Source organism: Pedobacter borealis DSM 19626 (genome assembly GCF_000708285.2).
GTDB classification, from domain to species: Bacteria; Bacteroidota; Bacteroidia; order Sphingobacteriales; family Sphingobacteriaceae; genus Pedobacter; species Pedobacter borealis.
Genome location: NZ_JAUG01000043.1, coordinates 25661 through 48224, shown reverse-complemented (window position 1 = coordinate 48224; position 22564 = coordinate 25661). Strand labels below are relative to the sequence as shown.

Sequence of the window (22564 nt, the reverse complement as noted above, 5' to 3'; positions counted from 1 at the left end):
TCAGGATGACAAATTCGCTTTTAAGATACTAACCAAAAAGTAGTCAGCTATCATAGACAAAACCTCTTAAACCAAAAAAGTCCCGATTTTCATCGGGATTTTTTAAATGTTATTAAAAACAGTCTAGTAAAGGGTAAACTCTACACGACGGTTTTGTTGACGGCCTTTTGCAGTTTTATTAGTAGCAATTGGTTGACCCATACCATAACCTGTAGCCTCAATACGTGATGCATTTGCACCTTGAGAAACTAAATAAGCTTTTACAGATTCTGCTCTATCTTTCGATAAACGCAAGTTTAATTCTTTTGAACCTGTATTATCTGTGTGGCCAGCTAATTTTAAGCTAAAGTTTTTCTGGATTAATAATGCCGCAACTCTGTTTAAAGAAGCATAAGATTTAGAACGGATGGTTGCTTTACCTAAATCGAACTCTAAGTTTTTAATCGCTTCGTTAACAACTTTACGATCTTCTTCTGTTACGATTACTTTCTCTACAACCTTTTCTGGAGTTTTTAACGGACAACCAGAACCATCAACAACAGTTCCTGCTGGTGTATCAGGACATTTATCCAATTTATCTGCAACACCGTCACCATCTGTATCTTTCAAGATGTCGTTCATTTCTGAACGTAGTTTTGCATTTTCAGCTTTTTGAGCATCTAAATCAGATTTCAAACCCTCTGCAGTTTGTTTTGCTTTTAACGCTTCATCATAAGTTAAAGCTACCGGATTGTGGAAAGCCAATTGTTTTCCGCTACCTAAGGCAAACTCTAAACCAGCGTAAGCATAGTTATATTTATCGTTTCCACCTCTGTAATAGCCATCTACGTTATCACCATCAACAAAGTTGATCGTCCAACCTAGATCCAAGTTAACCGCATCAGAAATTTTAAATTTAGCACCCACACCTACTGGAATAATTAATTCTTGGATGTTTTTGTCGCCAGCATATAAAGAAGTTCCCGATGCAGTTGTAATAGTTGGTTTATAACCTGCAATACCCGCACCAGCTGAAGCATAAAGCTGCAAAGTGTTCTCTTTTTTAAACATATCGATATTGAACATGTTTACTACAGCATTCAAACTTCCCGAGTACGATAATTCTGTGTCGAAAGCTTTTACTGGCGAGTTGTTTACCACACCGCTTTCATAGGGCTCGGTATTATCACCTTTTAATTTACCACGAACTCCATCTAAGCGAAGAGAGAAATAAGGTGTAAATTGTTTTTTAATGTAAAGGCCATAACCTAAACTTGATTTGTTATTACTGAAATCATTTTTTCCACCTAGTGGTGATAATGGAGTAAGCACACCAGCGTTTACACCGATAGACCATGTTCTGAACGTTGCTGTTGAAGTTGCAGGGCTTTCCTGAGCTGAAGCAACCGACCCGATGAATAAACCAGCGAGTGCAACTGGAAGTGTCTTGAATAGTTGTAATTTCATAAATTTTCTATTAACGTTGAATAAGCGTTGCCCAAGTATTACAATAGCCATACCAAAAACACAAGCCTGTAAAAATACTTATCAACTTTTCAACACTAATAGTCGGTTAAATACGCCGAATAAACTAAAAAATACGTTATAAAATAGTAAGCGCAGCACTTTCAATTTGCATAGGCCTTACAGATCTTCTAAAATCAAAATCTTTAGTTTCAGGCTTCAATAGCCTATTTTCTGTGGATATTTTACGAATGGCAGGAATCGGCAGTATCCATCTTGTTAAAATAAATCAATGTCAATTCATCAAGTTGGGTAAACCCTTCCTGCGAATCACGAATAAATATTTTATCAATCCCTTTTTTTGATCATCTATCGCCCCATGTTATAAGCACATCCGCCACAATATTGTACACTATTTAATATCGCCGGCAAATTTCCAACGGGTACTGAAATTTTCTGGCAATTGCTGATTGGTTAATAAGGCCCTTACCATTTCTACCGGCATATTGTTTTCGTGCAATATGTGATTGTGAAACTGAATGTTGGTCATTTTACCGCTTTGTACCAACTCTTTGTGCAATGCCCTAAACTGTAATCCGCCTAACATATACCCAATTTGATATAGCGGCCCATAACCTCCGGTAAACGATCTACGTACCTCTGCTTCTGCGTTAGCACGCTCGAAACCAACACGATCTACCAAAAAATCGATACACTGCTGAGGTGTCCATTTGCCTAAATGGTAGTTCATTGAAAAAATGATACGCGCACAACGGTGCATGCGCCAAAAAAGCATTCCAATTTTATCTTCCGGAGATTTTGCAAAATTCTGGTCCCACAGCAACATCTCCCAATACAGCGACCAGCCTTCCGTCCAGAAAGGCGTACCAAAAACCTTACGGTAAGGTTTGTAGCGGCTTTGCATAAAATGTTGAAGGTTATGCCCGGGAATAAGTTCATGAAAAACTACAGCTCTGGAAAAATGCCTGTTATTGCCACGCAAGGTCATCATTTTGGCATCCTCGGTCATGTCTTCTGTTGGGTAGGCTATTAATACGGATTCACCACCCAGGAAAAACGGCGCAAACAATTGTTCCTTCGGACTTAGCATGCGCATCCGCCAGCCTTCTTTGGCCAGGGCTGGAATGGCGATGAGTTTATTTGTCTCTACAAAATTTATGGCTTCATTGGCCAGTTCATAAACCAGTTCGGGCTGTTTCCCCAAGTCAGGATAATCTGTTTTTACTTTTTCCAGTGCTTTTTTCCATTCGTTACCAAAGCCCATTTGTTGCGAGGCTTTGAGCATTTCGGCATCACACCAGGCAAATTCTCTCATGGCAATGGCCTCAATCTGCTCAGGGGCATAAGCAATCATCTCATCCTTTAAGCTGCTTAATAAAGCTGTTCCTCCTATCGGATTGCCAATAATGCCACTTCCATCGTCTTTGGCATTTGACGGTTTAGCTATTTTACCCAGTGCAGCAGCATAATCCTTTGCGGCATCTACTACATCGGGATAAACTGCTTTGGTGGCTTTGGTGAATTGCGGATCGTAGCCATCATAAAACTGATAAGCTTCGGTAAATACAGCCATGTATTGATTAACGGTTTCCTGCGCCCAAGAAGCCTGTACTGGCGTAACTGCTAGGTCTTTGTTTTCTACTGCTTTTGTGGTTTTCTGAATAGCTTCTTTCAGTTGTTCGAATTGTTCTTTGGTAATTTTACCATCTTGTTGCTGGCCAATTCTTCGCTTTGCTTCAAAATCCAACAATATTTTGGCAAAGGGTAAAGTAAAAATGCTGTTTCTAAATTCGGCGTAGTGCTGTTGCAAACTTGCCGAATCTGATCTGATATCGCGTTTAAGCAAAATATAATCTACCCTTTCATTTACAGTTAGCTTGTTAAAAGGCAATGCCTTTAATTGTTTTTGCCATTCAGTATAAAAGCGTTCCATCCGCTTAAAGTATTCCTCCGATCGCTTGAGCGTATATTTACGGTTTAACATGGTCTCGTCTGATTGATATTGATTAATCAGTGGACTCACCAGGCTGGCTTCATTAGTTTGAGCGTGTAATTGTAGGGTAACTGTTAGAAATAAAAACAGCGAAAATAGTTTGCGCATAGCGATTGGGGCATGTTTGATTAGCTAACGCAATATAGCTAAACCGCTAAATATTTGTAGCAGGGTGCCTGTGTAACTTATTGAAGATATTGGTTGTTGATCTATAGGCTAGCAAATGCGAATCAAGAATAGAGGTTTTAATGTTTTTTGGAGCGCAATGCCTTTGAGATGATTAATGGTAGTCCAACTTTTCCGCTATATCTTTTTTGCCTTAACGGCAAAAAAGTATGCCGCTTCAATTTGGGCTATTTACCTGGGGCAATGCAATAGAACATAGTCGCAAGATTAAATATGCACTTTTTCATCTCTTTAAATTTTAAACCACACAAAAATTGAATTGCAAAAGATTGACTAGTGTTAAGATAAAAAATAGATGTGAGAAATTGCTACCAGCCAATGGCCTTATCATCCCCCCTTGGGTCGGCACCGCCCTGATAATTGCCCCATTTAGTTTTTAAGATGGCATCAACCCTGCCAATCGCACCTCTCGGTACAACTTTATAGCCTTTTGCTTTTAATTTTTCGAGGGTTAAACTATCGATGGCATCTTTTTCGATATATACTTCATCTGGTAACCATTGGTGATGAAACTTTTTAGCAGCCACAGCCGACTGCATCGACATATCAAAATCGATTACATTTATAATGGTTTGAAATACGGATGTGATGATGGTTGAACCGCCTGGAGTACCCACCACCATAAATAATTTTCCATCTTTCTCTACAATACTCGGTGTCATAGAGCTTAACATTCGTTTATTGGGTGCAATTGCATTGGCTTCGCCACCAACTAAACCGTACATGTTAGGTGCGCCAGGTTTAACAGAAAAGTCGTCCATTTCGTTATTCAACAGAAACCCGGCTCCTTTTACAGCAACTAACGATCCGTAAGAACCATTTAAGGTAGTGGTAATCGAAACAGCATTTCCATCGCGGTCTACAATAGAGAAATGTGTGGTCTCTTCGTGTTCTGCCCCTTTTATTTCACCGGCCAAAACAGCGCTGCTTGGTGTTGCTGCTGCCCAGTTAAAGTTTGCCATGCGTTTTTTATTATAATCGGCGCTCAACATTTGTTGTTGTGGAACAGCGTAAAAATCAGGGTCGCCTAGATGTGTTGCCCGATCGGCATACACTCTTCTTTCGGCTTCTACAATTACCTGAACTGTAGAGTCTGCATTATGCCCCCACTTTTTTAATGGAAAATTTTCTACACTTTGCAGCAATTGAATCAGGGCAATACCTCCACTTGAAGTTGGTGGCATGGTAATAACCTTATAGTCTCTATAGTTGCCTGTTATGGGTTTACGCCAGGTGGCGTGATAATTTTTTAAATCTTCTTTTGTAATAAGTCCATGGCCTCGTTGCATTTCAGCCACAAGCGAATCGGCTACAGCACCTTCATAAAAACCTTCCCTACCTTTTTCCTGGATCAGTTTTAGCGTATTGCCAAGCTCTTTTTGAACCAGAAGATCATTTTCCTGCCAGGTACTTTCTAAATTTACGAAGGCCGTTCCATCTGGATTAAAATCCATAAACTTTCTATGCAAACCATTCAATTCGCTTGCCTGCCGCTTGGTAATTTTGAAACCATCTTGCGCCAAATTTATTGCCGGTTGTAACACCTGTGCCCAAGAAAGTTTCCCATATTTTTTGTGTGCCTCTACCATACCATCTACTGATCCTGGTACGCCAGCGGCTAAATGCCCATATAAACTTTTATCTACAATTGGATTGCCGGTCGAATCGAGATACATATCTCTGCTGGCTGCCGCAGCTGCTTTTTCTCTAAAATCTAAAGCATTTATTTCGCCGTTTGCACCGCGGCACACCATAAAACCGCCCCCACCTATATTTCCCGCATTTGGATAAACCACAGCAAGTGCAAACTGAACAGCAACAGCTGCATCAACCGCATTCCCACCTTTTTTTAAAATATCTATACCTACTTGCGATGCTTCTGGATGGGCAGAAACCACCATCCCATTTTTATATTCGCCACTGTTGTTTTTACCCAATTGCCCGGTTACACAACCAGCCAACAACAGCACAACGCTTAGGTATATTAACGATTTTTTAATGTTATTGAGGGGCTTTATAGTTTTCTGCATCTTTATATATTTTTTCGATTACTTCGTTGTTTTTTTCGGTAATCACTTTTCTTTTCAAGCTTAATTTTGGGGTAAGCTCTCCTCCATCTATGCTCCACTCTTTTGGTAACAGCGCAAATCTTTTTACCTGCTCCCATTTACCAAAACCTACATTTGCCGCTTCGATAACCTCGTTATACTTAGTGAGTACCTGTTCGTTTTTAATAATCTCTTCGTTCGAGGTAAAAGTAATGCCTTTTCTTCCAGCCCAGGTTTTTAAGGTTTCGAAATTTGGAACAATCAGTGCAGAAGGGAATTTTCTATTTTCACCCAAAACCATAATCTGTTCGATAAAAATCGATTCTTTGTATTTATTCTCCAGCATTTGTGGAGCAACGTATTTACCACCTGCTGTTTTAAACATTTCTTTTTTACGGTCTGTAATTTTTAAAAAGCGACCATCAACCAGTTCTCCAATATCTCCGGTATGGAACCATCCCTCTTTATCTACCGCCTCATCGGTTAAATCAGGTCGGTTGTAATAACCTTTCATTACCTGGTGTCCTCTGGTTAAAACTTCGCCATCCTGCGCTATTTTAACTTCCACACCTTTAATTACTTCACCAACGGTGCCGAACATGGTTCCGCCGAAATGATTAACCGTAATTACAGGTGAAGTTTCAGTTAGTCCGTATCCTTCAAAAACAGGCATACCAGCCGCCCAGAAAATTCTGGCCAAACGCGGATTCAGTGCCGCTCCACCTGATACAATCACTACAATTTCACCGCCTAAAGCTTCCTGCCATTTTTTGAAAACCAGTTTACGGGCAATCCCCAGTTTGAAGTTATACCAGGCACCTGCATCAATTTTATACTTTTCGGCTAAAGCTACCGACCAGAAGAAAATCCCTTTTTTAATCCCCGTTAATGCTTTCCCTTTCTCCATTATCTTATCGTACACTTTTTCGAGAAGCCTTGGAACGGTAGAGAACACATTGGGTTTTACATGCTGAATATCGGCTACAATGGTTTCCATGCTTTCGGCATAATAAACTCCAGTATAATTAAACAGGTATAAATAAATGATCATCCGCTCGAAAATGTGCGAAAGCGGTAAAAAGCTTAAGCCTTTTTTAACGCCTTCGGGTATCACCACCGCTGAGTTAACAAAATTTGCAACCAGGTTATGATGCGTTAGCATTACACCTTTTGGCGTGCCCGTAGTTCCAGATGTATAAATTAAGGTTAAAATATCTTCGGCTGCAACATTAGCACGATATTCTTCCAAATCAATATCTGAACTCGCTTTGCCCAATTCAATTAATGTATTCCAGTTTTCGGCTTCAGTAATTTCATTAAAACTATAAATCTTAATGGCTGGGTTTATCGCATCAGCACAAGGCTTAATTTTCTTATACAAATCTTCATCGGCTACAAAAATAATGGCGATTTCTGCATCTTTTAAGATAAACTGGATATCGTGCTCGGCCAGGGTTGGATACAAGGGAATCTGATAGGCACCGATCTGGTTGGCTGCAAAATCAGCAATATTCCACTCAGGTCGGTTGTGCGACATTACAGCAACCCTACCTCCTTTGCCTATGCCTTGCTTAATTAATCCGCGGCTTAGGTTATCTACGGCAGTACAAAAATCGGCTGTACTATAATTTATCCATTTTCCGTTAATTTTTCCGCTGATGAATTCCTGCTTAGGATTTTCGAGGCTATATTTCAAAAGATCAAAAACCCGTTTAATTTCTGCCGCCATATGAATTGTTTATTATTTGGTTAAGTTAAAAAATCAAACATAAAGATTAACATCTATATGCCTTTTTAATGAAAATAATACCTCGTAGTTAATAAAACGCTGTATTTACTTTTCGTAAAAAATATTTAAATAAACTTAGTGATTAGAAAATTACTATGCAAGCATTGTTTTTTATCCTTATTGATTTTTACCAAAAAAACATAAACGGCATTAAAGTTGTTAAGCAGATAATTATTTACAAAACATTTAAATTATGAAAAAGTTATTTACAATTTTAGGATGCATTGCATTGTTTGCCCTTACTACAACAAACGTTCAAGCGCAGAATTACAAAAACGCAATTGGTGGTCGTTTTGGAAGTTACAACGGTGTTTCTTTTAAAACTGGCCTAAATAAAGGCGCAATGTTGGAGCTAATTGGTAATTTCAGGAGCTCTGGTGGTGTTAATTACGTTCAGTTAACTGGTTTATATGAAGTTTATAACCCAATTAAAGGCGCAGAGGGATTAAATTGGTACTATGGTGGTGGTGCAAGTGTAGGTTCAATGAAAGTTAAAGGTTTTGATGGCGATGTGTATTTAGGTTTAAACGGTGTTTTAGGTTTAGATTATAAATTTAAAGGCGCTCCAATTAACTTATCATTAGATTGGATTCCTACTTTAAGATTGACACCAGATACTGATTTTTACAGTGGTGATGTGGGCTTAGGTGTTCGTTTTACTTTCTAGGCAAGCGCATGGCGCTGAGCGCTGAAAGACTAAAGCTAAAAGTCCAGAGACTAAAGCAAAAGTATAGAGGCATAAAAAATCCCGTAGGAAATTAATCTTACGGGATTTTTTATGGAGTTTTAAAATCAACTGCAAATTGAAAACTTTTAACTGCGAACTGCCTAAACGCCTGTCCATTTTTTTAACACAGCTTTTTGAGCTGGTGTTGCATTTTCGTTTACGGTTGCTTTTAAGCGTACACTTGGATTTTCTTTCAAGCTTAAAGAAATTTCTTTTTCAAGCCCATCGCGGATTACTTTAACCGTTAGCTGATCGCCAATTTTTTTATCGGTAATGATGGGTAAAATATCCAGCGAAAATTTCGGTTCTTTTAATTTCACATTTTTCAATACATCACTTAATGATACGCCATCAATCAGTACAATTACATCGTTAACATTTAAACCACTTACCCAAGCTGCTGAGTTTCTGGTAACCGAAGTTACTTCTAAACCTTTAGTAGCCAACTGAACTGCTGCACCACTAACCGGTTTACCAGGCGTTGCATTTTCTGTAGAAACATCTACACCTGCATAGGCGAAATACTTTACATAGTCTACATCATCTACACCGTTAACATATTTTGCCCAAAAGTTAGTAAAACTAATACCTGATATTTTTTCAACCATTGCCTTAAATTCTGCATCGGTATAACCGCGTTTCAACGTTTTGCACTGCAAATACATGGCTTTCATTACATCATCTAAACTTTTAGCACCTTTGGTAGCGTTAATGATTTCGAGATCCATCAAAATACCGATCACTTCTCCTTTATTATAGTAAGAAATGGAATTGTTTTTTGAATTCTCATTAGGGCGGTAGCCAATAATCCATGCATCATAACTAGATGAAGCAGCTGACTGATATTTAGCGCCAGGGGTATTTAACACCGTAGCCACACCGCTAGCCAGATCTTTCAAAAATTCGTTTACATCAGTAAAACCTGCTCTATGCAAGTACTTATTTTCGTAATACGAGGTAAATCCTTCAGCCACCCAAAGGTTGGTGGTGTAATTTTCGTTGTCATAATCGAAAGGGCCTAGTGCTACCGGACGCAGACGCTTAACATTCCAAAGGTGGTGATACTCGTGTGCAACCAGACCTAAAAAGCCTTTGTAGCCTTCGGCCGTATTGTAAGCGTTTCTTGTAGCGCCTAAAGTGGTAGAGTTTAAATGCTCTAAACCTCCCCCACCTTTTAAGAAATTATGAACAATGAAGAGGTAATATTTATTAGGGTTTTCGCCATAAACTGCAGTTTCTTTTTCTACAATTTTAGCCATATCTACTTTTAGTTTCTCTTTATCGTAATTACCACCGCCGTACATGGCTACTTCGTGGCGAACACCAGCAGCTGTAAATTCAAAAATATCCTGATTACCCACTTCAATAGGACTATCGTAAAGAATATCAAAATCGGTAGCTTTATAGGTGAATTGCGCTCCAGCAACAGGTGTTAAACCAGTAGAAACTTTACTCCAGGTATTAAAAGGAATAATTTTTACAGTGCTTGGCGATTTGATCATGCCGTCAGGATGCATAAAAATCCCTGTTGGAGATAAGAAAGCATGAGATTCGTCGATAAAAGGTGTACGCACCGAGATTTCGAATGCATAAACACGGTAATTGACCTGGATATTGGCAGCCTTGGCTGAAAAAATTCTCCAGGTGTTTTTCCTTACTTTTTCAACTTTTACGGCTTTACCTGCTGCAGTAGCCTTAAATTCTTCTACACTTTTTTCAAACTCGCGAACCAAATAAGAACCTGGTGTCCAAACAGGCATTTTTACATCTACATAATCTTTTGCCAAGCCAGAAATATTCATCTGAACTTCAGCATAGTGTGCCTGTGGTTCTTTAAAAGAAACCTCAAAGCCTATTTTTACCTGCGCCTTCGCTGCCATAATACACGTTAGTAGTAAAACTAAACTTAAAATTGATTTTTTGTTAAACATATTGATATTGACTGTGTTTTGCTGCAAATTTAGATTTATTGGCGGGGTTTTGGAACAAAATAGCTAAATGTGGTGTAAAATAGTTGTTTCGGTTCAACTTGCGTTTGGCGTTTGGCGATTTGCGGAAAATACAGGGAGCTTAAGTACCCAAGTGGCACCAAGCATGTTTTTGTTGATTTTTGAAGGGATAATAATTGACTAAGACCTATTATTTACACCCAAACTGTAGACTTCAGACTGCAGACTTCGGACTAAAATCGGTAACATCCTTAATACAACAAATTTAGGACTAAACTATTTGAATATTTTTACGCTCTAATTCTAGAATATTAATCTTATTTTAATGTTCGGAATACGCACGACACAAAAAGAAACATGAAGAAAAGGTATATTATCTATGCTGTTTTAGCTATAGGCCTGGCTTATTTGGTCTATTACAGAATTAACGTAAATAAAAAAATCGAAGGGAAAGGTGGAGCATCTGCCGGGGCTGGAAAAGGTAAACCTGGTGGCAAAGGGGGCTCTTCTGCACCATTGATAGTTGACGGAGTCATCGTAAAACTGGTATCCTTTGATAATGATCTGGAGGTAACTGGTGCTATTGATGCAAACGAATCTGTTGTATTAAAAAGTGAAGTATCAGGATTGGTTACCGGCATCTATTTTCAAGAAGGTACAACGGTATCGAAAGGAAGTGTACTGGTTAAAGTAAACGACAGAGATATACAGGCCCAATTGCAGGATGCACTAACCAAACAAAAACTTTCCGGAACAAACGAAAACCGGGCAAAACAGCTTTTGGCTAAAGGTGCAATCAGTCAGGAAGAATATGATACAGCACTAGCCGATTTAAAATCGCTACAGGCGCAGGCACAATTAATCAGGGCACAACTGGCTAAAACGACTATCCGGGCACCTTTTACTGGCAGAGTGGGTTTACGTAGTATTTCTGCAGGAACGTATTTAACGCCAGCCACCGTAATTGCCAATTTGGTGAGCACCAATCCGGTTAAAATTACATTTTCTGTTCCTGAAAAATATGCCGGGCAGATTAAACTGAATTCGGAGATTACCTTTACCACTGATGGTTCTTCTAAAGAGAATAAAGGAAAGGTTTATGCCATTGAACCTGGAATTAATGCTGCAACCAGAACCTTACAGATTAGGGCTTTGGCACCTAATGCAGACAACGCCTTATTACCAGGATCTTTTGCCAAAATTAAACTGGCTTTAAATACGGTAGAAAATGCCATATTAATTCCTAACGAAGCCGTAATACCTGTGTTAAAAGGAAAGATTGTGTACATACAAAAAGACGGAAAAGCACAGGAAGTTAAAGTAGAGGCGGGCACTCGTACCGATGAAAACATTGTGATTACTTCAGGATTAAAAGCTGGCGACACGGTGTTAACTACCGGGTCGATGGCGCTAAAAAAAGATGCTCCTGTAAAAGTTCATTTGGTTAAACAATAATTATGAGTATCTCCACCACGAGTATAAAACGGCCGGTTCTGGCCATTGTGATGAACTTATTGATTGTCCTGTTCGGGATAATCGGTTATACCTTTTTGGGTGTTCGCGAATACCCATCAATTGACCCAACCGTAGTTTCAGTAAGAACCTCCTATCCGGGGGCCAACTCCGATATTATCGAATCGCAAATTACCGAACCTTTAGAAAAATCGATCAATTCAATTGATGGCATCCGAAATATTTCTTCATCAAGTAACCAGGGAACAAGCAATATTACGATAGAGTTTAACCTCGATAAAAATATAGAAGAGGCGGCAAATGATGTGCGCGACAAAGTATCGCAGGCTGCCCGTACCTTACCAAAAGATATTGACGGTTTACCGGTAGTAAGTAAGGCCGATGCAAATTCTGACCCGATTTTATCAATGACCATCCAGAGCGATAAACGCAATACACTGGAGTTAAGTGATTTCGCTGAAAACGTAATCGCTGATCGTATCCAAACCATTCCGGGTGTAAGTAGCGTTCAGATCCAGGGGCAACGGAAATATGCCATGCGTATTTGGATGGACCCAAATAAACTAAGTGCTTACGGTTTAACTTCACAGGATATTGTTACCGCTTTAGATAATGAAAACGTAGAGCTTCCATCAGGAAAAATCACCGGAGCTACTACCGAGCTAACGGTTAAAACTTTAGGAAAACTGACCAACGAAAGCGAGTTTAACAACTTGATCCTGAAAACAGATAGCAACCAGGTAATCAAGTTAAAAGATGTAGGTTATGCAGTTTTAGGACCTGAAAACGAAGAAACCATTTTACGCGAATCGGGCAGACCGATGGTGGCCATCGCCATTATCCCTCAGCCAGGAGCCAATTACCTCGATATCAGTAAAGAGTTTTACAAGCGTTTTGATAAGCTAAAAGCCGATATCCCTCAAGACATTAAGCTAAAAGTTGCATTAGACAATACACTATTTATCAAACGATCGGTAACCGAAGTTGCCGAGACGATTGGTTTATCATTGGTACTGGTAATCTTGATCATTTACCTTTTCTTTAGAGATTGGGCTATTGCTTTCAGACCATTGATTGATATTCCGGTATCGTTGATTTTCACTTTCTTTATCATGTACGCCTTCGGATTTTCAATCAACGTATTGAGTTTGCTGGCCATTGTACTCGCTACGGGATTGGTGGTAGATGATGGTATTGTAGTTACGGAAAATATCTTTAAAAAGGTAGAAGAAGGGATGTCGCCTTTCGAGGCAGCCATTAAAGGATCAAATGAAATCTTTTTTGCCGTAATTTCTATTTCCATTACCCTTGCAGCCGTATTCTTACCGGTAATTTTCTTGCAGGGGTTTGTAGGCCGCTTATTTAGAGAGTTCGGGGTGGTAATCGGTGCAGCAGTATTGGTCTCGGCCTTTGTATCGCTTACTTTAACACCAATGTTAAATGCCTACCTAATGAAAAAAGGTGGACATAAACCATCCAGGTTTTACAATTGGACTGAACCCTATTTTGTAAAATTAAATGATGCCTACGAATCGAACCTGAATAAATTTTTGGATAAAAGATGGCTATCTGTTCCGATCATTTTGGTTTGTATGGGCTTAATTTTCTTATTCTGGAAGATTTTGCCAAAAGAAACCGCTCCATATGATGATAGAAGTGCAATAAACATTAATGCGACTACTCCAGAAGGTGCATCTTTTACCTATACCGATCAGTTTATTATGAAATTGAACCAATTGGTTCTCGATTCTGTTCCCGAAAAAAATGTAAACATTACCATTACCTCGCCAGGTTTTGGTGGCTCAGGCTCGGTAAACTCCGGTTTTGTAAGGATGGGTTTAACTGATCCTGAAGATCGTAAGCGTTCGCAAAAAGATATTGCCGATATGCTTACCCGCATTACAAAGAAATATACCGAGGGCAAAACCATTGTAAATCAACAACCAACCATCTCCGTTGGCCGTCGTGGGGGTTTACCGATCAGTTATATCATCCAGGCACAAAATTTCGAAAAACTAAGGGAGAAAATTCCTTTGTTTATGGATGCGGTATCGAAAGATCCAACATTCACCGTTTCGGATGTGAACCTGAAATTTAACAAGCCAGAAATTAACTTAACCATCGACAGGGATAAAGCCAAAAATTTAGGCGTTTCCATTTCTGCTATTGCCCAAACCTTAAATTTAGGTTTAAGCGGCCAAAGGTTTTCGTATTTCTTCATGAATGGAAAACAATACCAGGTAATTGGCCAGTTCGATCGTGGAGACCGGAAAGATCCGTTAGATTTGAGCTCGGTTTACGTACGTAATGATAAAGGCGAATTGGTTCAGCTCGACAATGTGGTTACGGCTAAAGAAGAAAGTAGTCCACCGCAGCTGTACAGGAACAATCGTTTTATCGCAGCAACTGTTTCGGCAGGGTTAGCACCTGGAAAAAGTATTGGTGAAGGTATTGATGCGATGGATGCCATTTCTAAAAAAGTGTTAGACGAGACTTTCTCTACCGATTTAAGCGGAGAATCGCGGGATTTTAAAGAAAGTTCTTCAAATACCTTCTTTGCATTCGGTTTGGCACTGCTACTCGTTTATTTAATTCTTTCGGCACAGTTTGAAAGCTTCAAAGATCCGATTATTATCATTTTAACCGTACCTATGGCGGTTGCGGGTGCATTTTTATCGCTATGGTTATGTGGTCAAAGCTGGAATATCTTTAGCCAGATCGGTACCATTATGCTTATTGGTCTGGTAACTAAAAATGGCATTTTAATTGTCGAATTTGCCAACCAGTTAAAAGAAAAAGGCATTCCAATCCCTGAAGCCATACGTGAGGCTGCTGTTTCGCGTTTGCGTCCAATTTTAATGACCAGTTTGGCGATTGCCATTGGTGCACTACCTATTGCATTGGCTTTAGGAGCTGCTGCAAAAAGTAGAATGAGTATGGGAACCGTAATTGTTGGTGGTACCTTATTCTCTTTGGTTTTAACCTTATTTGTAATCCCTGCTATTTACTCTTACTGGGCTAAACCATACAAACCGAATAAAGAATTGAAAGAAGCCCATCGTTTTGAACAAGAAGCTTTACATATAGAAGAATAAGATGAGCAAGAAATTAAAAATATTTACCCTACTGCTAAGCTTATCCCTTTCGGGCGTTGCACAAGAACAACTGAGCCTGCAGGAAGCCATTACCATTGCTTTACAGAATAATTACGATATTAAAATCAATAAAAACCAGGTCGATATGGCAAAGAACAATGCCAATATCGGCAATGCTGGTATGTTGCCCAATTTAACCGGAAGTTATACCAATGGTGGAAGTATCCAGAACACCAGACAAACCCCTGCAACTGGTCCTGATCGGGTAATTACAGGAGCAAAAAGTACCAATAACAGCTATGGAGCTGATTTAAACTGGACCATTTTTGATGGTTTTAGTATGTTCGCCAATTACGACCGCTTAAAAGAGCTGCAAAAACAAGGCGAATTAAACGCACGCCTAACCATTTTAACTACTGTAGCCGATGTAATTACAGCCTATTATGATATTGTAAGACAGCAGCAGTTGGTTATAGCAGCTGATAGTGCTATGGATGTTTCGGTATTACGCACCAATATTGCCAAAACAAAACTGCAGCTTGGCCGCGGTTCTAAACTGGATGTATTAACCGCACAGGTTGATTATAATACCGATACTTCAAATTACCTACAGACCAAAAATGCCTTACAGGTAGCTAAAGTTCGATTGAACCAACTGATGGTAAGAGATATTGGCACTTCGTTTTCTGTTGTTAATAATATTGATGTAGACAAAGGTATCCTCTTTAGCAAAATGGCCGAAATGGCCGAGCAGCAGAACCCGAATGTACAAAACGCCTTCATCAATCAGCGGATAGCTTCCCTGACCTTAAAATCAGTACGTGGGGCAAGATATCCATCTATCAGTTTAAATTCTGGATACAGCAGGGCAAACAGCACCAGCCCTACGGGCTTTAACCAAAAGTTTGCGGCAAATGGATTTACTTATGGTGTTACGGCAAGCCTTAACTTATTTAACGGCTTTTTACAGCGCCAGCAAGAACGCAATGCAAAGATCGAGATCGACAATTCTATCCTGAATTTAAACAAAACCAAACTTGATGTAAACGCGCAGTTGCTTACCGCTTATCAAAATTACAGCACTTACCTTGATCTGATTAAATTAGAGCAACGAAATGTAGATATTGCAAAAGAAAACCTAGATATTACTTTAGCAAAATACCGTTTAGGCAGCATAGCCCCTTTAGAGTTAAGAGAAGCACAACGAAATGCGATAGATGCACAGAACCGTTTCATCGAAATGCAATATCAGGCCAAAATTGCCGAAACAACACTGAAAGAAATCAGTGGAAATATAAATTTATCTAATTAATTTTTATATTTAGTCCCATGATACTTGTTGCAGATAGTGGCTCATCAAAAACCGATTGGATGGGCTATCATAATGGCGAAACCATTAAATTTAGCACTCCTGGAATAAACCCTTATTTCTTAAGTGAGCAAGAAATTACCAAGCTGATTTCTAAAAATGAACCTTTATTACAATGTGCTGATGAGGTAAAAGAAATCTACTTTTTTGGAGCAGGTTGTTCTTCACCAGACAAGCATGAAGTAGTCTCAAATGGCCTATCAGCCGTTTTTGGTAATGCTTTTATTTCAGTAGATCACGATCTTCTGGGTTCGGTATATGCTACCTGCGGAAATGCCGAAGGCTTAAACTGTATTTTAGGCACCGGATCGAATATTTGTTATTTCGATGGAAAGAAAATCCACGATGGCCACCATGGCTTAGGTTATGTACTTGGCGATGAAGGTTCTGGTACTTTCTTTGGGAAAAAAGTGCTTTTAAGCTATATGTACAATAAAATGCCATCCAACTTAGCGGCAGAATTTAAAAAATCTTTCCCAGCAGAAAAGGAGCAAATTATTACCAACGTATATCAAAAACCCTTCCCTAATATCTATTTGGCAGGTTTTAGCCGTTTCATGGCCAACCACAAAGACCATCCATTTATTCAGGATATTTTAAGAACTGGCTTTCAGGAATTTGTAGATACGAATGTTAAAGATTATCCAAAACATAAAAACGTTCCATGCCATTTTGTAGGCTCCATAGCTTATTATTACCAGGAAACATTAATTTCGGTGTTATTAGAAAATGGCATTGAGCCTGGGAAAATACTACAGAAGCCCATTGAAGAGTTATTTAATTTTATCTTAAATAAAGAAGGTATCGTACACCAAGCGAGTTAAAATCGAAGTCTAATTTTTAGCTCCTATAAACTTATTGTTAAAATATCCTTAAGATTGTAAACATAACAACATAAACTTTTGTTATATTTTTAACAGCATACAAATGCTAACACATATGAAGAGAATACTGGTAGTAGACGATGATATTGAGGTTTTAGAAACCATACAATTAATACTGGAAATCGGAGGGTTTAAAGTTTCGGCACTAAATGATGGTGAGGAGATTTTTAACAGAATTGAAAAATTTAGCCCTGATTTAATCTTACTGGATATTTCTCTCGGGCATATCGATGGGCGTGTGCTCTGCGAGCAGTTAAAATCAATTGAAAGTACCTCTAAAATTCCAATTTTATTGATTTCTGGTTTATACGATCCAAAAGATTTTACAACCTTAAACTACGGTCAGGACGATTTCTTATCAAAACCATTCCAAATGGATGTATTGCTTAAAAAGATCACTAAAATTCTTTCACTGGAAGAAGATAAACCAAGTTTTCTTTTAAATTAAGTTAATCCAACATTAAAATATTTAGCCAAGAGGTTTTTTAAATCTTCTTGGCTTTTTTATTTTTATAAAAATCTATCTTAAAACAACTTCATATTACCAAGTGAAGCATGGTTAAAATCTTTGCTTGTAAAATATTAACGGTGGTCTGTGAGGACACAGACCACGGAATTGGAATCGGCAGCAGGTACAGCTGGACTAACACCAATTGAAATATTGGCTTTGCTTTCCGAATCATTATTTAAACTGTGCAATAAAAACAACTAGCTGGATATTTTTTTCCGACTATCAAAAGATCTTTAAATAAGATTAGACTGAAAACGACCGTGCTAATTTTACAATATTGATGAAGACAAAAGACCACGAAATCAAAATAGATCCTGAAACAAGTTCAGGATGACGCAACTAAGGGGGGAGGCTACCTATATTTATCTCACATCTTTCTTCCATTTCCACTTCTTCTCCTACTGTCATTTTGGCAAACAAATTCTTTTGGAACAACCCTTGTTATGCAGGATATAGATTAAACAATTTATTTACATATGAGCATACAAGAAAAAGGAAATATCTCCATACACACCGAGAATATTTTCCCGATAATTAAGAAGTTTTTATACTCTGATAACGAAATTTTTCTTCGTGAGTTGGTTTCTAACGCAGTAGATGCAGTCCAGAAAATTAAAAGACTAGGTTCATTAGGTCAGTTTAATGGCGAAGTTGGTCAACCATTGGTACAAGTTGCGGTTGATAAGGATGCAAAAACCATTACCATTAGCGATAATGGTTTGGGTATGACTGCTGAAGAGATTAAAAAATACATTAACCAGGTTGCATTTTCTGGCGCAAGTGAGTTTGTAGAGAAATTTAAAGATGCTAAAGATGCCAATGAAATCATCGGTAAATTCGGTTTAGGTTTCTACTCGGCCTTTATGGTTGCAGATTTAGTGGAGATTCAAACTTTATCATACCAGGATGGCGCTGAACCTGCACGTTGGGTTTGCGATGGCAGTACAGAATTTGAAATTACTGAAGGTACTAAAACTACACGTGGTACCGATATTATCCTCCATGTAAACAAAGATTCGGAAGAGTTTTTAGAAGAAAGTAAACTGCAGGAAATTCTTGATAAATACGCTAAATTTTTACCGGTTCCAATTAAGTTTGGTACTAAAACAGAATCGGTTGAAGATGGCGTAGATGAAGAAGGTAAAGCGAAGTATAATGATGTTGAGGTTGATAACATTATCAACACCACCAACCCAATCTGGACAAAAGCTCCTGCAGATTTGTCAGACGAGGATTATTTAAACTTTTACCGCGAATTATATCCATTTAGTGAAGAACCATTATTCTGGATCCACTTAAATGTTGATTATCCTTTTAATTTAACAGGCGTACTGTATTTCCCTAAATTGAAAAACGATTTCGAAATGCAGCGCAACAAAATTAAATTATACTCTCGCCAGGTATTTATTACCGATGAGGTTAAAGATATTGTTCCTGAGTTTTTGATGTTATTGCACGGTGTAATCGACTCTCCGGATATTCCGTTAAATGTATCACGTAGTTTCTTACAGGCCGACAGCAACGTTAAAAAGATCAATAACTACATCACTAAAAAGGTTGCTGATAAATTAGGGGAGTTATTTGCTAAAGACCGTAAAGCTTACGAAGATAAATGGAAAGATATTGGTCTTTTTGTAAAATACGGAATGATCAGTGAAGAGAAGTTTTATGATAAAGCCAAAGATTTTGCTTTAGTTGGAAACACTAAAAATGAGCTTTTCACACTTCCTGAGTATAAGGAGAAGGTAACCGCATTACAGACCGATAAAAACGGTACAGTGGTTTATTTATACACCAATGATGCTGCTAAACAAGATGCATTTATCCAATCGGCCAATAAAAAAGATTACGATGTTTTAGTATTGGATTCGCCAATCGACAATCACTTTATTAATCAATTGGAGCAAAAACTAGAGAAAACATCAATCAAACGTGTTGACTCGAGTGTTGCAGATAAGTTAATTGAGAAAGATGAGCAGAATGAGCATGTTTTAACCGAAGATCAGGTAAAAGAAGTAACTGCTATTTTTGAAAAAGCCATTACCAAACCAGGTATGCATGTAGAAATTGTGGCTTTACACCCTGAAGAATTACCAGTTACCATTACCATGGATGAATTTATGCGCAGAATGAAAGATATGGCTGCAATGGGTGGCGGAATGGGCTTTTATGGCCAGATGCCAGACAACTATAAGGTTGCCATTAATGGAAACCATAAATTGGTAAGTAAAATTTTAAAAACTGAAGGAGAAGAGCAGCGCAACCTGGCTAAACAAGCGGTAGATTTAGCACTTTTAGCACAGGGTATGTTAACTGGTGCAGAATTAACAGCTTTTGTAAGCAGAAGTGTAGAATTAATTTAATCAGGAAATCCTGTTATAGTTTAAAGAGGTTGTATCATAAATATAGATTGTCATCCTGTCCAAAGGACTCCTGTGGAGAGCCTGTCGAAGGACCTGTTTAAATGCCCTTCAAAGCATTTCGACAAGCTCAACGTGACAAGTTCGAATGAAATCAGAACTTATGATACAACCTCTTTTGTTTTTAGGCTAAGTCCATAAAAAAAGTCCCGATTAAATCGGAACTTTTAGGCAAGAATTTTCGGGAACTCTTAGATTAAAATTAATATTGTTTAGCTTGCTATTGGCGCCTGCTTTTGATCTACATTGAAGTAATCTTTATGGTCTTCGATCATTTTGGCAATCGTGGACGCTTTAGTATCGGTTATTTTAAATTCGAACAATGGCTCTTGATTTTTCTTTGATCTCACCATTTTCTCTGTATAAAAGCGATATACCAAACCATTGGTTAATAAGCCATATTTAGCTTTTGTTTTACGGAAATACTTAGATAAGCGTGAATCATGGATATCTAAATTTTCAGCATGGTGTTTACATTCCACCAAAATTGTTGGTTCGCCATCTTTCATAATGGTGTAATCAACTTTTTTACTTTTTTTAACTCCAAAGTCTAGAACAGCTTCAGATTGAACCTCAGAAGGATCAAATCCTAAAATTTGGATAAAAGGCATAACTAACGCATTCCTAGTTAAATCCTCAGATTGAACTTGTGGAAGCATTTTCTTAATTCTTACGGCAAACTGCCCGATTTCGTCTTTCAATTCCATGATGTTATCTATTATTAGGTAGTTAGTTTTTTAAATTGTATTGGTTAAATACCGAGTTTGCAGTGATAATAATTTGATCTAAACTTTGTTTATCAAAAAAGTTTCTGTTCAACATATCAACCATATAAGTTAATTTATTGATATCAGTTGCCTGCATGGTAAATCTAAAACTTTTCATGCCATCTTTTATCGCCTGCTGCACGTAGTTACGTACAACCAGAAAAGATTTTCTGAATGCGTATTCGCCATCTAACTGGCCCTTTACAGGGTTCTGTCCATCAAGATTGCTATATTCATTTTGCATTCTCTGGTACATATCTGCGTTGATTCCTTGATTTTTTAGAATCCCCTTGTAGTAGATTTTATTAAGTAAATACTCGTATTCGTTGTGTTTCATGTGGAGGCTTGGTAGATGTAGGGGAATGTTTCTTTTGCTTACGGTATTTTTTGTTTTTTGGTTTTTAATAAATTTTAACCCAGTATTGTATGGCCTGTTTTTAATTTTATTATCTACAGGCTACACAAGATTGGGCAGGCAGATGTTTTTCACAATTAGTAGTTTTCACTGCTAATTATTTTGTTTTTGGCAAACAGTATAAAGATTATAAAAAGAAGGGGTCTGGATAATTTTTTTACATCAACCACCCAGAATATTACACGAAACCAATGTTTTTTTTTAGACGAAACCAGGAATAAGTTTTTCAGGTGCATTTGTTAATTCAATTCATTTTTTATTTAACTTGCGTTCAAATCAAATAAAACAAACATATTTATACTCATGAATCTAAAATGCGTTGTTATAGACGACGAGCAACATGCAATTGAAGTGTTAACTGACCACATTGCAGAAATGCCTGGTTTAACAGTTTTTAAAACTTTTACCAGCCCTGTCCAAGCACTTACTGAGATCAGTATTGAGGACGAAATTGATTTATTGTTTATGGATATTGATATGCCAGGAATCAATGGATTGGAACTGGCTAAAAATATCAGAGAAAAAGCAAAATATTTGATTTTCACTACTGCTCATCCTGATTATGCCCTGCAGGCATTTGATGTACAATCAGATCAGTACTTATTAAAACCTATTTCCTTTGCAAAATTTGCACTAGGTATTGATAGGATTTTAAAAAAGGAAGCAAATAATACCAAGGTTAGCACGAAAGAAGCTGATCAGGTGGCTGCCCTTTATATTAAAGGCGACCATAAATATGCTTTTTCTAACATCGCCATTGATGAAATACTTTACATCAAAGCGCTACAGAATTATATACAGATTATTACTAAATCTGAAACCCACACCACCTATCTTACACTTAAGGAAATTGAAAAGGCCTTAGAAAACCACGCATTTATCCGTGTTAATAAATCGAACATTGTTGCTAAAGCGGCAATTAAAAAGGTAGATGGAAATATAATCCGTTTGGTAAATAACGAGATGATCCAAATTGGCGAAGGTTATAAAGAAGCTTTCTTCGCCTATGTACAGAACAGTTTGTTAAAATCGAATCGTAACCAGTAATTAGATAGAATCGATCCAGCTAGTTGTTACGATCATGTGGATTTAGTTTCCTGTAAGAGCAGTAAGTTTGGAAACTAAAATTCCATGATGAAACTTGTCATTACGGTATGACTCATATCACCGGTTGGATTAGTTTGATAGTTGTTTTGAGTTTTGATGTTTTTATAAACAAAAACAGTTTTTTTAGCAAGTTTAGCAGTATGTTGAGTTTTCATTGTATAATTATTAAATATGATGATAAATTATTAAAATAAGTTAATTACGAAATTAAAATTCCATGATGAAACTTGTCATTACTGTATGGCTCATATCACCGGTTGGATTAGTTTGATAGTTGTTTTGAGCTTTGATATTTTTATAAACAAAAACAGTTTTTTTAGAAAGTTTAGCTAAAGTATTTGTGTGTTGAGTTTTCATAATATATTGT

At 37.8% G+C, this 22564-nt stretch carries 17 protein-coding genes; 8 read left to right on the top strand and 9 right to left on the bottom strand.

Going from position 1 to position 22564, the window contains the following annotated elements:
* Positions 1 to 123: 123 nt before the first annotated feature.
* The 4 genes from AW17_RS13155 to AW17_RS13140 form a co-directional block, all read right to left on the bottom strand.
* Positions 124 to 1446, bottom strand: coding sequence for a DUF6089 family protein (locus AW17_RS13155; protein ID WP_029277110.1), 1323 nt, complete (start codon positions 1444 to 1446; stop codon positions 124 to 126).
* A 409-nt stretch (positions 1447 to 1855) separates the two neighbouring features.
* Complete coding sequence (locus AW17_RS13150; RefSeq protein WP_029277109.1) at positions 1856 to 3565, bottom strand: DUF885 family protein; 1710 nt, start codon at positions 3563 to 3565, stop codon at positions 1856 to 1858.
* Positions 3566 to 3951: 386 nt separating this feature from the next.
* Positions 3952 to 5673, bottom strand: coding sequence for a gamma-glutamyltransferase (gene ggt, locus AW17_RS13145; protein ID WP_029277108.1), 1722 nt, complete (start codon positions 5671 to 5673; stop codon positions 3952 to 3954).
* Positions 5645 to 7420, bottom strand: coding sequence for an AMP-dependent synthetase/ligase (locus tag AW17_RS13140; RefSeq protein WP_029277106.1), 1776 nt, complete (start codon positions 7418 to 7420; stop codon positions 5645 to 5647). Before AW17_RS13140 ends, ggt begins: the two co-directional genes overlap by 29 nt.
* A gap of 253 nt (positions 7421 to 7673) precedes the next feature.
* On the opposite strand from AW17_RS13140, the gene AW17_RS13135 reads away from it, so the two are divergent.
* On the top strand, positions 7674 to 8147 hold the full coding sequence (locus AW17_RS13135; RefSeq protein WP_029277104.1) for a hypothetical protein: 474 nt from the start codon (positions 7674 to 7676) through the stop codon (positions 8145 to 8147).
* A gap of 161 nt (positions 8148 to 8308) precedes the next feature.
* On the opposite strand, the gene AW17_RS13130 is transcribed toward AW17_RS13135, so the two are convergent.
* Positions 8309 to 10087: a M61 family metallopeptidase gene (locus tag AW17_RS13130; RefSeq protein WP_245235062.1), complete on the bottom strand. Its 1779-nt coding sequence runs from the start codon at positions 10085 to 10087 to the stop codon at positions 8309 to 8311.
* Between the two features lie 426 nt (positions 10088 to 10513).
* On the opposite strand from AW17_RS13130, the gene AW17_RS13125 reads away from it, so the two are divergent.
* The 6 genes from AW17_RS13125 to htpG all read left to right on the top strand — a co-directional run bounded on the left by AW17_RS13125 (position 10514) and on the right by htpG (position 19851).
* Positions 10514 to 11611 (top strand): efflux RND transporter periplasmic adaptor subunit, encoded by a 1098-nt coding sequence (locus AW17_RS13125; RefSeq protein ID WP_029277100.1) that lies wholly within the window; start codon positions 10514 to 10516, stop codon positions 11609 to 11611.
* Positions 11612 to 11613: 2 nt separating this feature from the next.
* The gene (locus AW17_RS13120; protein WP_029277099.1) at positions 11614 to 14724 is read left to right on the top strand and encodes an efflux RND transporter permease subunit; all 3111 of its coding nucleotides are present in this window, start codon (positions 11614 to 11616) and stop codon (positions 14722 to 14724) included.
* 1 nt (position 14725) lies between these two features.
* On the top strand, positions 14726 to 16036 hold the full coding sequence (locus AW17_RS13115; protein ID WP_029277097.1) for a TolC family protein: 1311 nt from the start codon (positions 14726 to 14728) through the stop codon (positions 16034 to 16036).
* A gap of 17 nt (positions 16037 to 16053) precedes the next feature.
* Positions 16054 to 16917 carry an N-acetylglucosamine kinase gene (locus AW17_RS13110; protein WP_029277095.1) on the top strand — a complete coding sequence of 288 codons (864 nt, stop codon included), beginning with the start codon at positions 16054 to 16056 and terminating at the stop codon, positions 16915 to 16917.
* 115 nt (positions 16918 to 17032) lie between these two features.
* The gene (locus tag AW17_RS13105; protein ID WP_051691826.1) at positions 17033 to 17425 is read left to right on the top strand and encodes a response regulator; all 393 of its coding nucleotides are present in this window, start codon (positions 17033 to 17035) and stop codon (positions 17423 to 17425) included.
* A gap of 539 nt (positions 17426 to 17964) precedes the next feature.
* A complete protein-coding gene (gene htpG / locus AW17_RS13100; protein ID WP_209434997.1) occupies positions 17965 to 19851 on the top strand; it encodes a molecular chaperone HtpG in 1887 nt (628 codons plus the stop codon).
* 269 nt (positions 19852 to 20120) lie between these two features.
* Here htpG and AW17_RS13095 read toward each other — a convergent pair whose 3' ends face one another.
* A complete protein-coding gene (locus tag AW17_RS13095; RefSeq protein WP_051691825.1) occupies positions 20121 to 20615 on the bottom strand; it encodes a type I restriction enzyme HsdR N-terminal domain-containing protein in 495 nt (164 codons plus the stop codon).
* A gap of 22 nt (positions 20616 to 20637) precedes the next feature.
* The gene (locus AW17_RS13090; protein WP_029277089.1) at positions 20638 to 21012 is read right to left on the bottom strand and encodes a hypothetical protein; all 375 of its coding nucleotides are present in this window, start codon (positions 21010 to 21012) and stop codon (positions 20638 to 20640) included.
* Positions 21013 to 21393: 381 nt separating this feature from the next.
* Between AW17_RS13090 and AW17_RS13085 the strand changes: the two genes are divergently transcribed.
* Entirely contained in the window at positions 21394 to 22137 is a 744-nt protein-coding gene (locus AW17_RS13085) for a LytR/AlgR family response regulator transcription factor (RefSeq protein WP_029277087.1), read from the top strand.
* Between the two features lie 74 nt (positions 22138 to 22211).
* On the opposite strand, the gene AW17_RS24205 is transcribed toward AW17_RS13085, so the two are convergent.
* Positions 22212 to 22352 carry a hypothetical protein gene (locus AW17_RS24205; RefSeq protein WP_157280290.1) on the bottom strand — a complete coding sequence of 47 codons (141 nt, stop codon included), beginning with the start codon at positions 22350 to 22352 and terminating at the stop codon, positions 22212 to 22214.
* A gap of 52 nt (positions 22353 to 22404) precedes the next feature.
* Positions 22405 to 22554, bottom strand: a complete 150-nt coding sequence (locus AW17_RS24200; protein WP_157280288.1) for a hypothetical protein — start codon at positions 22552 to 22554, stop codon at positions 22405 to 22407.
* Positions 22555 to 22564: the final 10 nt, after the last annotated feature.